Consider the following 15,101-nt stretch of genomic DNA (forward strand, 5'->3'; position numbering starts at 1 on the left):
TTATGCTATTTCCGACTTACCAATTTCTCGTATTTTTCCTAATTATTTTTAGCCTGATCGTCTCTGTGAAACCCCAAGTCGATTTGTATAAAATTGTCTTGTTAGTTTCTAGTTTATTATTTTATTCGTTTTGGAGCTTTGACTTTCTCTTGCTCCTGATTTTCTCTACAGTCTACAATTATATCATTCTACGGGTTCTCTGCAACAGTAAGTATAAAAAACTTGCTTTAATCTCCGGTCTCATTTTAAACATTGGCTATCTCGGCATCTTTAAATATTGCAACTTCTTTGTAACTTCTTTATTTGAGGTACTGAACCAGCTACAAATTCCAGCCAACTTTCCCGTTTTACAAATAATCGCCCCCGTCGGCGTGTCTTTCTACACTTTTAGAATGATTTCTCATTTAATCGACTGCTACCAGCAAAAAATCCCTTGTCCGAAATTTGTAGACTATGCCGCCTATATTACCTACTTTCCCCAAATTGCCTCCGGGCCAATCTCGCGAGCTCGCGAATTTTACTGGCAGCTAAATTCACCGGAAAAATACGACTATAAAATTGAAGAAGTTATAGTTTTGATTTTGTCGGGACTCTTCAAAAAATATACTTTATCGAGCTTTTTGTTTAACTTCACTGACTTGCCATTCAAAGTCCCGCAGCAGTACAGCAGCATCGATTTAATCCTCGCGGCAATTTCCTATTCCTGTTTGATTTACGTAGATTTCAGCGGCTATTCGGATTTAGCGAACGGCATCTCCTGTTTGCTGGGTTTCAAACCCATTGCCAACTTTAATATGCCATACCGATCGCTCAGCTTGCAAGAATTTTGGAAAAGGTGGCACATCAGTCTTTCCGAGTGGTTAAGGGATTACGTTTACTTTCCCTTTGGTGGCAATAAATACGGCAAGTTGAGGAAGTACGTAAATTTACTGATGACAATGGCGATCGGTGGATTTTGGCACGGCGCAGGTTTAAACTTTATTTTCTGGGGAGCAATTCACGGTTTAGGATTAATTGTCAACCATTTATGTAAAGATATCCCCCAAGCTATCCACTTTAAATTAGACTATGCGTTTCCCAGATTTGCAAAATTTTGCAGTTGGTTGTTAACATTTAGTTTTGTTACTTGTAGCTGGGTATTTTTCGGCACTCCCAACTGGGAAACTGCGGTGAGTTTTTTTGAAGGAATTGTCCATCCTGCAGTCGCAACTTTTCAATTTAACTTTTGGCAATTGTATTTAGTAATTGCAGTTATCGGCGCGATTAACTTGTGGGGCGATCGCATCGCGAAACTATTGCAAACCGTATTGTCATTAAAAAACATTTTCTTTCGGGTTGTCTTAGTTTCGCTGCTCGTATATACTATCTTGATGTTGGGGCCGAGTACCGTTCCGCCTTTTATTTACTTTAATTTCTAATAAATATGAAAGACCGGGAAATTTTGCTGATTGTTACTTCTGTAATTCTCACTTTAATATTTTCAAACTTATCATTATTTCTCAAAAGCTTTGCTTCAACTCCTTTCGCCAGTCCAGAAATTAAACAAGCGGCGCGCCTGATCGAAATAGACGGTTTCCGAAAATCAGAACAAGATTTTTGGAGCAAAATTAAAGATATTAACTTCGATAGCCTCCCCAAAGAACCAGAAATCCCTCCAGTCAAAACCGAAACAAAAGCGACCGTTGAACCCCCAAAGCCTGCTAATGCTAAAAAACCAACCCCAGCTAAACCCAAACTAACCAGACCTTATCGCAGATTTTTATTTATTGGAGATTCCGTAATGTTCGACTTAGGAATTCAACTCCAGTACACTCTTAAGAAAAAATACAATATCGCCGATACGAAAATTGACTACAAAGTCTCGACGGGGTTAAATCGGATAGATTATTATGACTGGTATGCCAGAACTCGCCAAGTTCTTAATAATTACCAGCCCGATGTAGTGATAGTTTTGTTCGGAGCAAACGATCCTCAAAATATTATTGATTATCAAGGAAAAGCCCGGGTTGTTATGACAAAAGAATGGCAAAAAGCTTATCAAAAAAGAGTAGAAAGATATGCCAAGTTACTAGATGCGTCATCCGTCAGAAAAGTGTATTGGATAGGTCAATCCATACCTAAAAAGCCTTTTTATATCAAAGCTTTTCCCATCATGAACGATATTTATAAAAATGCCAGCAAATCTTCATCCAAAATAGAATTTATTTCTACTTGGGAGACATTTGGACAAGCCGGAAAACTTGTTCCTGTAGTTGCCAATAAATCGGGTAAGCGAGGCTATGTAAAAAATAATGACGGGTTGCACTTTACCTCCCACGGAGCTCAAATTATCAGCGACTTAATTGTTGACCAAATGGTGAGCGACAAAATATTAAAAGTTCCGACAAAGAAATGACTATAGTAGGTTGGGTTTCGTGACCAAACCTAAAATTTTGACATTTCACCGATTACTGCTAAATTATATATTTAGTTAGGGGCGCGCCTTTGCCTTGCTCAACCAGGTTTATAAGAAAAATCTGGGGTTTAGTCAGGAGAAATTTACTGGTGAAACCGGGTTTATAACTCCCTATGCCTCCAGGACTAATATTGACAAAAAGCAGCAGTAAATGCAATGCTGAATTTAGCATCAAACAACGGCGTCCATATCTAGTAATTGTCCTGGGGACAAATTATGACGAGCAATATGTGGAAACTCGATCGCCCTAGCATCCCTGAGCCAATGGAATGCAGTGGTACAGCACTAATCATCGCTCTCACTAAATATACTCAACCTTGGCAAAGAGTAAACACAGTTGAACGAACTTTGCAACATTGCGGGATCGATCCTTTTGCTGAAGTTTTGGGCGTACAGAACAGCGGAATATTAAGGGCTAATATACCGGAATCGCTCAGAAAACCACATCCGAATTTGCTGTTTCGCGCTTTGGCAATTCAGGCATTTGGGAAGATGCGAGAGGGGCTGATATCAAGTGAGATAGCGGCTAGAGCCACTGATTTTAGCAAAAATCTGCTGGCGGCGTTAGAAGTGGAAGCGCGAGGGGGATCGACTCCTTTAATTCGCTGGTCTGCGGCTGTTAGTATTAAGTCAATTTGCTTGGATGAAGCAGGGCAAGGCAAGGAAGGTGCTGTCAATATCACCATCAATGCAGAGGAAATTGAGCGGCGGGTGGTAGAAGAGCAAATTAAAGTGTTAACAAGCAACAAATTTGCTTTGGGCGACAGCAGCAGAAATGACAGCAGTAAGGAATATGAGAATTGTCTCGATTTTTGGGTGTACGGGCCGAGCTGGCTGCTGCCGAGCCTGTCAATGGATTGCGAAGAATATCTGTTTTGGATCGAGCGAGTATTTGCTGCGATCGCAGTTACGAGTCCGTACAAATTGAGTGCCGAAAACGATGCAGCGGTAACAAACTTTTGGGAAGTTGCCGAAAATAATTTTAATGACTGGGAATTCTCCAAAATACTTGCCAAAATTTTTGAGTTCCTGCACCACCCGGAAGCGAGAGTAAAAAATCTAGCTGCTATTATTTTAGAACCGTACAAAGACAAGCTAGACCGAAAAGCGGCGCAGATTATGACAGCGATCGTATATAAATTTAATGTAAAATATCAGCCCTTAGAATGTCTGACTATTTCCGAAATTGAGGAGTACAAAGCGTCACTATATCGAGGTAAAAAGGAAATTGACGAGATGTATAGTCAGGCTTTGTCGCTGTGCGGCGATCGGGATGTCGAACTCGCAAGTTTCTTGTCATCTAAACAAAATAAATACCAAAATACTCTAGACGAGCATATCAACAATCTCAGCAAGTTAGTTAAATCAATAATATATTGCCAGAGTTTGTTAGATGCTAATAGGGAACTTTTGTATTTGACTATAGAGCGGCTAGAAAAATGGGATTACACCCTCGACAATAAACTGGCTGCCCATCGCAAACAACTCACAAACCTGAGCTTAGACAAAAACACCTCGGAGCAGTGCATCAACCTAGACAATGAACTTAATTATATCAGAGACGCTTTGCAGTATACTCTGTATGAAATTACCTCAAATATTAACAGCAAAATTAGAGAGTTAGAACTTTCTGTGTCCAAAAATAACAAGACTGCAACAGATATGTTTAAGTGGACGTGGGTATTATTCGGGGTGTGGTTTTCAGTAGGGCTGCTTTTATATTTATCTGATGTAGTAATTAACTCGATATCCACCGTGAGCTACCAAAGCGAATTTCTAGTTTATTGGACTATTTTTTTTAGTGTGATGGTGGTATTTTTGTTAGTATTAGCTGTATTCTTTTCGGCGCTCGCTGCTTTAGACCAGCGCCGAGAATCTAAATTAATTCCTAAATTTGATAGTTTAAGTCAAATAGGCAGCAGTTTTGCTATTTTGTGGCAAAAGAGTTACTTGCAGCAGTTTGTACCGTCGGTGCGATCGCATTAAAAATGTTGAAAACTTCCTAAATCCCCTCAGTAGGGTGCGTCAGAGAAAGAGTTTCAACCTAACTCAAAAAGTTTGTTTCTGACGCACCCTACCAGGACTAGGAGGACGATCGATCTCTAAGATGCGGTTGCCGCACTTACTTTCTGGGTGTTGCTACCTTGATTTGCCAGTTGAATTAATTCAACCTTATATCCATCTGGGTCTTGCACAAAAGCGATGACTGTTGAACCGTGCTTCATCGGGCCGGGTTCGCGACTAACTTTACCGCCACGAGCTTTAATTTCTTCGCAAGTACCGTAAATGTCGTCAACGCCGATCGCAATATGACCGTAAGCATCCCCCAAATTGTACTCTGTGACGCCCCAGTTGTATGTTAATTCCAAAACTGTAGTGTCGGATTCATCGCCGTAGCCCACAAAAGCCAGAGTAAATTTACCGTCTGGATAGTCCTTTTGCCGCAGCAATTTCATGCCCAGAACCTCAGTGTAAAATTTGAGGGACTCTTCCAGGTTGCCGACTCGGAGCATCGTGTGTAGTAGTTGCATTTAGCTCACTCCAAATTTCTTAAGCTTTCATCTATTTTAGCGATTTCTTGCTGAAAAAACTCGCGCCTCAACCGTCGCAGTTGCCGCAGGTTGATAACTTTCTATTTGATTTAGCTTTGTACTTCCACTACACCCCGAAACATATTCATGCCGCACGTAAATAGGTATCGTCCAGGTTGGTCAGGGGTGAATTCAACAGCCGTTACCTGATTTAGAGGTAATTCTCGCACAATGTGAAAATCTGGTAACAACACTTTTTCAAGACAACTATTGGGGTCACGCCTCAAGAAATTGAGCCTGACTAATTTACCCGCTTTCACAACTACAGTGGCAGGCTCATAACCCCCGTCTACAGTAATATTCAACTCTTGTATCCCCTGAATAGATTCAGCTTGCTGCCCTTTAGCTTTACTGAATAAAAACCACCACAATTCCAAACCAATTAATGTTAAACCACCTATTGTGACGCCAACTTTTAAACCTAGTGGCTGTTCAATGCTGCAGAATTGAGTCGTAGAAGTAGAATGCTGGACGGACATTTCGGAAGCTTGAACTCCCGATGTCATTCCCATCACAATTCCTAAACTCGCGAGACTTCGCCAAATTTGAGTAGGCTGTAACATTTTTATAATTCCTCCAAATTTAAGCAATAGATTTTGGTTTAAAATTCCGCAAACGCAAAGCATTAGTAATTACAGAGACTGAACTGAAAGCCATTGCTGCACCGGCGATAATTGGATTGAGCAGCCAGCCAAAAATGGGGAACAAAATGCCCGCCGCGATCGGTATTCCAGCGATGTTGTAAATAAACGCAAAAAACAAATTTTCCCGGATGTTCCGCATGGTGGCGCGGGAAAGTTTAATTGCTGTAACTATGCCTTGCAAATCTCCTGAAATTAAGGTAATGTCACTGGCTGCGATCGCCACATCGGTGCCGGTGCCGATCGCAATTCCCACGTCTGAAGCGGCCAAAGCCGGCGCGTCGTTAATCCCATCTCCCACCATCGCGACAATTTTTCCTCCCCGTTGCAGGGCTTGGATTTGAGCTGCTTTTTGGTCGGGTCTAACTTCGGCAAAAACGCGAGTAATGCCCACGGATTGGGCGATCGACTCCGCAGTCGCGCGGTTGTCCCCCGTCAGCATCGCCACCTCCAAACCGAGTTTTTGAAGTGCTTTCACCGCCTGCGCTGACGATGGTTTGAGAGCATCAGCAATGCCGAGAATTGCCTCTATTTGGCCTTCTACAGCCATCCAAACAACCGTTTTGCTCGCAGCTTCCAAAGCTCTCCCGCGCAGTTCCAGATATTCAGTATCGCAGCCTAGTTCCTGCATCCACCTCAGCGTTCCCAGGGCGATCGACTTCCCGCCTACAACCCCGCGCACGCCACTCCCTGCGATCGCCTCAAAATCCTTAACATCCCTCAAATTTACCTCTTGAGATTGAGCGTATCTAACAACAGCTTCCCCCAAAGGATGCTCCGAATTGTGCTCGACCGACGCCGCCAATTGCAGCAATTTTAACTCATTGCTGTTCGCCGTTCCTTTAATTGTCACAAAATCAGTTACAGTCGGCTTACCTTCGGTAAGAGTTCCAGTTTTATCTAACACGATAATTTGGATTTTGTGAGCCAATTCTAAACTATCGGCTCCTTTAATTAAAATTCCGTTTTCTGCACCTTTACCAGTGCCAACCATCACAGCAGTCGGAGTCGCTAAACCCAAAGCGCAGGGACAAGCAATAATCAATACTCCCACCATTGTCACGGTCGCTAGAGTGAAGTTTCCCGTCGTGTTAAACCAGACAATAAAAGTAGCTAAAGCGACGGAAATTACTACAGGAACAAACCAACCCGTCACTTGGTCGGCTAACTTTTGAATTGGTGCTTTTGAACCCTGTGCATCCTGCACCATCTTGACAATTTGAGCTAAAAAGGTATCTTTGCCAACTCTTGTCGCCCGAAACTTGAAGCTGCCAGTTTTGTTAATTGTCGCTCCGATAACTTCGTCGCCAAGCTGCTTTTTGACAGGCAAACTTTCTCCCGTAACCATTGCTTCGTCTACAGTGGAAGAGCCTTCAATTACCTCTCCATCTACGGGGATTTGCTCTCCCGGCCGCACCTGCACAACATCGCCAATTTCCACTTGGGCGATCGGCACTTCCAACTCTTCCCCGTTGCGAACTATCCGAGCAGTTTTTGCTTGCAAACCCATGAGTTTCCGAATGGCTTCGGAAGTCTCTCCCTTCGCCCGATTTTCTAGGGTTTTCCCCAACAAAATTAAGTCAATAACGCTAGCTGCTACTTCGTAGTAAACGCTAGGAGTCAAACCTTGGGCTGTCAAGAAACCTGGGAAAAATGTCACAAATACAGAATAAAAGTAAGCAGCACTTGTACCCAAGGCAATCAGAGTATCCATTGTCGCTACACGCCGTTTTAGGGATTTCCAAGCTCCCACATAAAACGATTTGCCGCACCAAAATTGTACGGGGGATGTCAGGACTAATTGCAGCCAAAAATTGTGCAGCCATGCGGGAATAAATGGCAGGTGCAAGCCGGTCATCGCTGGAATAGCGCCCACAACTAGCAGGATGCTTATGATGCCTGCTGTCCAGAGTTTCCGCTGCAAGGTTTGAGATTCAGATTTGCGATCGGCTTGTTCGGAATCATCCTCTGTCGCCGCCATTTCTGGAAGTGGCAAAGCTTGGTATCCCGCATCATCAACCGCCGATTGAATTGTTTGTAAGTCGGTTTGCTGGGAGTCGTATTGGATGGTTGCTTGTTCCATCCCAAAATTGACATGACACTCAATTACGCCGGGAACAGATTGAATTGCTTGTTCGATAGAGGAAGCACAAGAAGCACAACTCATGCCCCGCAATTTAAGTGTGAGATTGTCCATATATGCCATCCTCAATGAGACATTTACCCTTTGTCTTTAAATAGTTGGATAGCCCGCCGATGCGATCGCTTTCCTAACATCACTTTCCGACTTAGCGGTTTGAATCGTGACCAATTTTGTCTTGAGATCCGCCTCAACAGTTGAGGCTGAGTCAATGGCTTGGACTGCTTTTGCGATCGTAGTCGCACAAGCAGAACAAGCCATTTTAGGAACTTTTAGCTGTAAAGTCATAATTTGAACCTCAGCAGAAACTACTCTGCTCAATCAATGAATTAACTCCATTGTAAAGTCTCCAGTTAACTGGAGAGTCAAGGGTAATTGCAAAATAAATCAGGAATTATAAAAAAACTGGTTTGACACGCTACCCATAGGGGTAAGGCACGCGCTGTGCACCCTACATAATTAGATTCAAGTGAGTTCTGTAAATCTTAAATTTGAGGGCGATCGACGGCACAGCAATAATTCTTTACAAGTTCGCAGCAAAAATTTCATCCTAATTTCATTTATATATGAAAAACTGAAAATAAATGGCAGTTTTAAGGATATAAAATCTATGAAACCAATTTCATTAAAAACAGGCTTTGCAGTCCTGATATTGACCGCCGCAGCCGCTTTAACCAGCGGAGTGCTTGCAGCTTGTTCAAAAGCCCCTTCCAGCGAAACTCAAGCCCCAAATGTTACGGCTGCAACCGAAGCAAACAACAAGCAAAACGTGGCCCAAGGCGGTGGCATGAATCATGGCATGAATCATGGCATGAATCACGATATGTCAATGGATTTAGGCCCTGCCGATGCCGATTACGATTTGCGGTTTATTGATGGCATGACAGTACACCATCAAGGTGCTGTAAACATGGCAAAAGAGGTGCTTAACAAATCAAAACGCCCGGAAATGAAAAAACTTGCCACTGATATAATTGCTGCTCAAAACCGCGAAATCAATCAAATGAAAGAGTGGCGAAAAGCTTGGTATCCCAAAGCCAGCAGTACCCCGATGGCTTATCACGCTCCAATGGGTCACATGATGGCAATGACTCCCGAACAAATGCAAAGCATGATGATGAGCATGGATTTAGGGGCCGCTGACGACCAATTTGACTTGCGATTTATTAATGCGATGATTCCTCACCACGAAGGAGCTTTAGTGATGGCTGAAGATGCTTTGAAGAAGTCAAAACGCCCGGAAATGAAGAAATTGTCTCAAGAAATTCTGACTTCGCAAAAGCAAGAAATTGAGCAAATGAAACAGTGGCGCCAAACTTGGTACAAACAGTAATTTAGCTCACCTCAATAAAAAGTGACCCCAATCGCGAAAATGAGTGACATTAATCACAGTAGCTCAAGAGTTCCGAAAATACTTACTTCACCAAAGCAAGAAATCGAGCAAATGAAAAAGTCGCGACAACCTTGGTAGACAAAGTAATGTAGCTCGACTGTGGCTGTCAGCATTTGTCTGACTCCACCTCACTTCCCTGAGAGTACCTACACCTACTGTAGATAATTGAACCGCCCTACCTCTAAAGTAGTAGAAAGTTACGTAAGAATACTGTAGACAATTGCTCAGCCCTACCTCTAAAGTAGTAGATAGGTCAGCAAAAAGCTATATACATAGAGAAGGTAGTTTATGATATTGAATACCTTGGAATTAAACAGCACTTATAAATCGAATGCAGCCGTAGATGAGCTACTGAGCGAATTGACAAAAGAAATTGCAGCGCCAGCAGAGATAAAAAAAACAGAAAAAAATCTACAGCAAAATCGCTTGTCATTAGGCGAAACTTATCTTCGTATTTTAGAATCTGGTGGGCATCTGGGCTGCTGATTCAAAATTTCATCCTAATTTCATGTGACCGTGAAATACTAGGTTGAGTAGAGCATTTCTAGCTCTTGGTCATTGCTTAGCGGTCGCTTCTTGGAAAATGCTAATAAGTAACTTTACTTAATGGGTGTTACTTACTTACCTTGGCAAAATACCAACTGCTAAACCTGTGGCACTCAACCTGATTTCAAGGACAATGCCAACGATGATATTTTACAAATATGCTCCATCTCCGGCAATTATTAGCAGCTTTTCGGGAAGTTTGCTCAGCCTAATTTTGCTAACTTCTCCCGCCGCAGTTTTTGCCCACGCTGGCCACGGAAATGAATTTCACCAAAGCAGCGAAACACCTCAAACTCCTGCTGCTATTTCTGTCGATGCCGAAACAGCAAAACGATTAGGAATTAAAGTCTCCCCTGCTGCCTCTCAGCGACTAGATATCGGCATTAAAACTACTGGACAAATTGAAACTTTACCAAACCAAAAAGTAGAAGTTACTGCTCCTGTTGCTGGGAAAGTAGTAGAGTTGCTGGTTAAGCCTGGCGACAAAGTATCAAAAGGTCAACAGGTTGCGGTTTTATCGAGTTCAGAATTAGGACAATTGCGGGTTGAATCTCTCTCGAAACGTGCCGAAGCTGAGGCAGATTTTCAGCAAGCGGAAGGCGATCTCAAACTAGCACGAGAAAATTACGATCGCCAACTTCAAGTATCTGCAGCAGAAATCGCCCAAGCCCAAACCCAATTGACAGCGGTAACTAAGCAGTACCAGCGAGAACAAGAATTAGTAAACAAGCGTTCGGTTGTGCAAGCCGCTAAAGAAAACTATCAACGTCAAGTTGAAATAGCGCAAGCCGAAATAGCGCGGGCAGAAACAGAATTAACTATTGCTAAAGAACAGTTCGATCGCGACCAAGAATTAGCGGCATCAGGAGCGATCGCGCGGCGCACAATGCTGGAATCGCAAGCCCACTTCGCCGAAGCACAAGCCGCTGTTGCTAAGGCAAAAAGCCGTCCTGAAGTTATCAAAGCCCAAACCGAAATTAAACAAGCCGAAGTAGACCTGCCGATGCGGGAATTGCGGGAATCTCAAGGCAGAGTAGCAGAAGCAAAAGCTCAACTTACCAGAGCTCAGAGTCGCCGGGAAGTCCTAGAAGCCGAGAACCAACTCAAACGCGGCAAAACTGCCGTTGAAGTCGCTCAGTCGCGCATTCGCTTGGCTGACGCAGCCTATCAAGCGCGACTCCAACAATTAGGAACTGTTGCCAACGATCGAGGACTCGTTACCGTAGTTGCTCCGATTTTGGGGACGGTAGCCGATCGCGAAATCACCCCAGGAGAGTCAGTAAACGCTGAAAAACCGTTGATGAGTCTCTTAAATGACAGCCGCGTTTTTGCCACAGCCAATATTTACGAAAAAGACCTGAATCAAGTAAAAAAGGGTCAGGAAGTCAGGGTAAAAGTCGCTAATTTACCCGATCGCACTTTTAATGGAAAAATCGCCTTAATTGGGTCATCCGTGGAAGGAGAAACGCGGGTTGTGCCGGTCAAAGCAGAACTAGATAATATTAACGGGGAATTAAAGCCCGGACTGTTTGCGGAGTTAGAGATTTTAACAGACAAAACTGCCACAAATATTTTAGCAATTCCGAGTGCGGCGGTAGTGGATGTTAGCGGTAAAAAAACCGTTTACGTCCAAAATGGCAATGCTTATCAAGCTGTTGAAATTGAACTCGGTCAAACTGCCGGAGATTTAGTTGAAGTTAAGAGGGGTTTATTCGAGGGAGATTTGATAGTAACGCAGCGAGCACCTCAACTTTACGCACAATCTTTGCGGGGGGACAGCAAGTTCTCAAAAGACGAGGCAAAGAAAGACGCACCTCCCAAGGTAACAGAGGTTAATTTTAATAATTTACCCGTGTCTTTATGGTGGGCGGGAATAGGAGGAGGAGTTGCGATCGCATCCCTGACTTTCACAGCCGGCGTGTTGTGGGGAAATCGGCGCAAATTGCCAGCAATAGCAGCGGATTCTGGAAACAATGCCGGAAACAATAGTTTTTCCGCCTCTGCATCGGCGTTGGACAATGAATTGCTGTTACACAATAACAACCATCACGTTAAAACTCAAGAGGCAGAAGTCAAGAGTTTAAAGTAACAGCACGACACGGAAGTCACGGATACACGGATAGCTGTTTTTATCAATGCCCAATGCCCCATGCCCAATTCCCAATTCCCAATTCCCAAATTATTAAATGTTCAGCACAATTCTCAGATGGGTAATTAACCGTCGCTGGCTAGTCGTTATCGCCACCATTATTATTAGTCTTTGGACATTATATATCATCCCGCAAATGTCCCTTGATGTCTTCCCTCCTTTTGCACCCCCGCAGGTGGAAATTCAGACGGAAGCACCGGGTCTGGCACCGGAAGAAATCGAGTCTTTAGTAACACTGCCAATTGAAAGTGCGATTAACGGAACTCCTGGGGTGACAGCAGTGCGATCGTCTTCTGCTGTGGGCCTTTCTTCGGTTAAGGTAATCTTTGATTGGGGAACTGAAATTTATCAAGCGCGCCAGTTGATAACAGAACGGTTGCAGCAAGCTGAAAGCAAACTCCCGGCTGGGGTAGAAACACCGCAAATTTCTCCGACAACTTCTCCTGTGGGCACTGTTATTACCTATGCTTTTACATCAGAAACTACTCCTTTGATGGAAGTGCGCCGTCTGGTTGATTGGCAAGTCACAAATCGGCTTTTGGCAGTAACAGGCGTTGCTCAAGTGGTGGCTTACGGCGGCGAAGAAAGGCAGTATCAAGTATTAGTAGAACCTGCCAAGTTGAAAGCTTTTAATGTGTCGTTGCAGCAAGTTGGCGAAGCGGCGGCGGCTGCGAATGTTAACGCGCCGGGGGGGTATTTAATTACGCCGGATCGAGAAACTTTAATCCGGGGGGTGGGGCGGATTGAGTCTCTGGAAGATTTGCAGCAATCGGCGATCGCCTCTCGCCACGGAACACCTGTCAGAATTTCTGATGTAGCTGATGTCAAGATTGGTGCTGCAATCAAGCGGGGCGATGGCAGTTTTAACGGCAAAAAAGCTGTAATTGTGATGGTAAACAGACAGCCAGTTGCTGATACTCCGACGGTAACTAAAGCGGTTGAGGCAGCAATGGCTGAGGTGCAGCAAGCTCTGCCAAAAGATATTAAAGTTACTGTGACTTTTCGACAGGAAGAATATATTAACTCCTCGGTGGAGAATGTGCGATCGGCTTTAGTTGAAGGCAGTATTATCGTCACCATTATTCTCATCCCGTTTTTGATGAATTGGCGCACTCTGACGGTTGTTTTGCTGGATTTCTTTCTGACTTGGCTGTTCGGTTTGCTGGCGATGTATTGGCTGGGGCTGGGGCTGAATACGATGACTTTGGGGGGTTTGTCGGTGGCGATCGGCACTGCTATCGACGATGCGATCGTCTATGCCGAAAATACCTACCGCAACTTGAGAGAAAATACGTCTTCTCTTCATCCGCGTCCGGTGATGGATGTGATTTTTGATGGCAGTCAGGAGGTGCGCGATTCGTTAATTGGAGCGACTGTTATTGGTATTGTGGTGTTTTCTCCTATTTTTACTTTGCCCGGTGTAGAAGGTCGAATTTTTACGCCGATGGGGATTACTTATCTCGTAGTTGTGGTGATTTCTAGTCTGGAATCGCTGTTAATATCTCCGGCCCTTTGTGCTATTTTGTTGCCTAACAGACGTATGAGTTCCGAGGAACCTTGGCTTCCAAGATTTTGCAAGCGCACCTATCATTTTTTTATAAAATTGTCAATGCGCTATTCGGGAATTATTTTAGCTTTAGCTGCTGCTAGCATGGTGGCTGCGTTAATTATTTTACCTTCCTTTGGGCGGGTGTTTTTGCCGGAGTTTCAGGAGCAAACTTTGGTGAACACTATTATGCTTTATCCGGGGGTTTCTTTGGAGACAACAGATAGCGCGGCTTTTGCTATTGAAGATGCACTTAAGGATGATAGCAGGTTTGAATACGTGCAAGTGCGATCGGGCAGAGCTCCGGGAGATGCTGATGCTGCGGGAGTTAATTTAGCTCACATTGATATCGGTTTGAGCGAGGCTGGGATGAAAAACAGGCCGCAAACTTTGGAGTCGCTGCGGCAGGAATTTGCTAGATTGCCGGGAGTTGCACCCAATATCGGCGGTTTTATTTCTCACCGGATGGATGAGGTTTTATCTGGTGTCAGAAGTCAGATTGCTGTCAAAATCTTTGGCCCGGACTTGGATCAACTTCGCAGCATCGGTGCCCAAGTTGAAGAGCAAATGAAAACAGTTGACGGAATTGTGGATTTGCAACTCGAACCGCAGGTGCCAGTGCCACAAATTCAAATTAAATTTAACCGTCAAGCTGCGGGTAGATACGGTTTGAAAATCGGAGAGCTTTCAGAAATTATTGAAACAGCTTTGAACGGCAAAGTTGTTTCTCAAGTTTTGGAGGTGCAGCAAACTTTCGATTTAGTTGTTTGGTTGCAGCCTGAAGCCCGAAATAACTTAGAAACTATTCAGAATTTGCTGGTTGATACTCCAAGTGGCAACAAAATCCCCCTCGCCCAAGTTGCTACTGTCAAATACGGTACGGGCCCAAATACCATTAACCGCGAGAATGTTTCTCGCTTGATTGTGGCTGCAGCGAATGCTAAAGGTAGGGATTTGCGATCGGTTGTGAATGAAATTCAAGCTAAAGTCAAACGAGAGGTGCAGTTGCCTTTTGGCTATTTTATCCAGTACGGCGGTCAATTTGAAGCTGAGCAAAGAGCTTCGCAAAATATTATGATATTTAGTGCGATCGCCTTTTTGGTAATTACAGTATTGATGTACTTGTCCGTCAAGTCCCTTCCTTCAACTGCTATGATTATGATTAATTTGCCGATCGGCTTAGTGGGAGGAGTAATTGCGGTAGCTTTGACTGGCGGCATCATCTCTGTAGCTTCCCTAGTTGGCTTTGTCACATTATTCGGCGTTGCTACCCGTAACGGCTTGCTTTTAGTAGACAACTACAATACTAAATTTGCTGAAGGACTGCCTTTTAAGGAAGCAATAATTAAAGGTTCGATGGAAAGGCTCAATGCCATCCTGATGACCGCTTTAACTTCGGCTTTGGGTTTAGCACCTTTAGTATTTGAAGGCGGGGCGGGCAAGGAAATCCTCCAACCGCTGTCAGTAGTAGTTTTAGGAGGGTTATTTACTTCTACAGCACTAACTCTGTTAGTTTTGCCAGCTTTGTATGCTCAATTTGGGACATTTTTACGACCTCAAAAACCTCAGCCAGTTATTGAAGACGGTAAGGTACTTAATGTGTGATATTTTCTAATTATTGTCCGTCAACAAGGAGTCAA

Annotated in this window: 11 protein-coding genes; 7 read left to right on the top strand and 4 right to left on the bottom strand. The window is 43.8% G+C overall.

What is annotated here, in order from left to right:
* The first annotated feature begins 2 nt into the window (after positions 1-2).
* The 3 genes from QUA45_RS00970 to QUA45_RS00980 all read left to right on the top strand — a co-directional run bounded on the left by QUA45_RS00970 (position 3) and on the right by QUA45_RS00980 (position 4,441).
* Entirely contained in the window at positions 3-1,418 is a 1,416-nt protein-coding gene (locus QUA45_RS00970; protein WP_333094692.1) for an MBOAT family O-acyltransferase, read from the top strand.
* A gap of 5 nt (positions 1,419-1,423) precedes the next feature.
* Entirely contained in the window at positions 1,424-2,395 is a 972-nt protein-coding gene (locus QUA45_RS00975; protein ID WP_333218952.1) for a DUF459 domain-containing protein, read from the top strand.
* 276 nt (positions 2,396-2,671) lie between these two features.
* Positions 2,672-4,441, top strand: coding sequence for a hypothetical protein (locus QUA45_RS00980; RefSeq protein ID WP_333094695.1), 1,770 nt, complete (start codon positions 2,672-2,674; stop codon positions 4,439-4,441).
* A 116-nt stretch (positions 4,442-4,557) separates the two neighbouring features.
* On the opposite strand, the gene gloA is transcribed toward QUA45_RS00980, so the two are convergent.
* From gloA to QUA45_RS01000, 4 genes are all read right to left on the bottom strand, one after another.
* On the bottom strand, positions 4,558-4,986 hold the full coding sequence (gene gloA / locus QUA45_RS00985; protein ID WP_333094696.1) for a lactoylglutathione lyase: 429 nt from the start codon (positions 4,984-4,986) through the stop codon (positions 4,558-4,560).
* Between the two features lie 110 nt (positions 4,987-5,096).
* On the bottom strand, positions 5,097-5,609 hold the full coding sequence (locus QUA45_RS00990; protein WP_333218954.1) for a cupredoxin domain-containing protein: 513 nt from the start codon (positions 5,607-5,609) through the stop codon (positions 5,097-5,099).
* A gap of 19 nt (positions 5,610-5,628) precedes the next feature.
* Entirely contained in the window at positions 5,629-7,884 is a 2,256-nt protein-coding gene (locus QUA45_RS00995; protein ID WP_333218956.1) for a heavy metal translocating P-type ATPase, read from the bottom strand.
* A gap of 36 nt (positions 7,885-7,920) precedes the next feature.
* The gene (locus QUA45_RS01000) at positions 7,921-8,115 is read right to left on the bottom strand and encodes a heavy-metal-associated domain-containing protein (protein ID WP_333218958.1); all 195 of its coding nucleotides are present in this window, start codon (positions 8,113-8,115) and stop codon (positions 7,921-7,923) included.
* 322 nt (positions 8,116-8,437) lie between these two features.
* Between QUA45_RS01000 and QUA45_RS01005 the strand changes: the two genes are divergently transcribed.
* The 4 genes from QUA45_RS01005 (at position 8,438) to QUA45_RS01020 (ending at position 15,066) form a co-directional block, all read left to right on the top strand.
* Complete coding sequence (locus QUA45_RS01005) at positions 8,438-9,160, top strand: DUF305 domain-containing protein (RefSeq protein ID WP_333094701.1); 723 nt, start codon at positions 8,438-8,440, stop codon at positions 9,158-9,160.
* Positions 9,161-9,508: 348 nt separating this feature from the next.
* Entirely contained in the window at positions 9,509-9,706 is a 198-nt protein-coding gene (locus QUA45_RS01010; protein ID WP_333094702.1) for a hypothetical protein, read from the top strand.
* Between the two features lie 202 nt (positions 9,707-9,908).
* Positions 9,909-11,855, top strand: a complete 1,947-nt coding sequence (locus QUA45_RS01015) for an efflux RND transporter periplasmic adaptor subunit (protein ID WP_333218960.1) — start codon at positions 9,909-9,911, stop codon at positions 11,853-11,855.
* Positions 11,856-11,952: 97 nt separating this feature from the next.
* Positions 11,953-15,066, top strand: coding sequence for an efflux RND transporter permease subunit (locus QUA45_RS01020; protein WP_333218962.1), 3,114 nt, complete (start codon positions 11,953-11,955; stop codon positions 15,064-15,066).
* Positions 15,067-15,101: the final 35 nt, after the last annotated feature.

It is taken from the genome of Microcoleus sp. Pol12A5 (assembly GCF_036701435.1).
Taxonomy (GTDB): domain Bacteria; phylum Cyanobacteriota; class Cyanobacteriia; order Cyanobacteriales; family Microcoleaceae; genus Microcoleus.

Excerpts from the sequence above, each read along its gene's own strand:
- QUA45_RS00970 (WP_333094692.1), top strand. The coding sequence starts at position 3 with ATGCTATTTCCGACTTACCAATTTCTCGTATTTTTCCTAATTATTTTT.
- QUA45_RS00980 (WP_333094695.1), top strand. The coding sequence starts at position 2,672 with ATGACGAGCAATATGTGGAAACTCGATCGCCCTAGCATCCCTGAGCCA.
- QUA45_RS01020 (WP_333218962.1), top strand. The coding sequence starts at position 11,953 with ATGTTCAGCACAATTCTCAGATGGGTAATTAACCGTCGCTGGCTAGTC.
- QUA45_RS00990 (WP_333218954.1), bottom strand. The coding sequence starts at position 5,609 with ATGTTACAGCCTACTCAAATTTGGCGAAGTCTCGCGAGTTTAGGAATT.
- QUA45_RS01000 (WP_333218958.1), bottom strand. The coding sequence starts at position 8,115 with ATGACTTTACAGCTAAAAGTTCCTAAAATGGCTTGTTCTGCTTGTGCG.
- QUA45_RS01015 (WP_333218960.1), top strand. The coding sequence starts at position 9,909 with ATGATATTTTACAAATATGCTCCATCTCCGGCAATTATTAGCAGCTTT.
- gloA (WP_333094696.1), bottom strand. The coding sequence starts at position 4,986 with ATGCAACTACTACACACGATGCTCCGAGTCGGCAACCTGGAAGAGTCC.
- QUA45_RS00975 (WP_333218952.1), top strand. The coding sequence starts at position 1,424 with ATGAAAGACCGGGAAATTTTGCTGATTGTTACTTCTGTAATTCTCACT.
- QUA45_RS01005 (WP_333094701.1), top strand. The coding sequence starts at position 8,438 with ATGAAACCAATTTCATTAAAAACAGGCTTTGCAGTCCTGATATTGACC.
- QUA45_RS01010 (WP_333094702.1), top strand. The coding sequence starts at position 9,509 with ATGATATTGAATACCTTGGAATTAAACAGCACTTATAAATCGAATGCA.
- QUA45_RS00995 (WP_333218956.1), bottom strand. The coding sequence starts at position 7,884 with ATGGACAATCTCACACTTAAATTGCGGGGCATGAGTTGTGCTTCTTGT.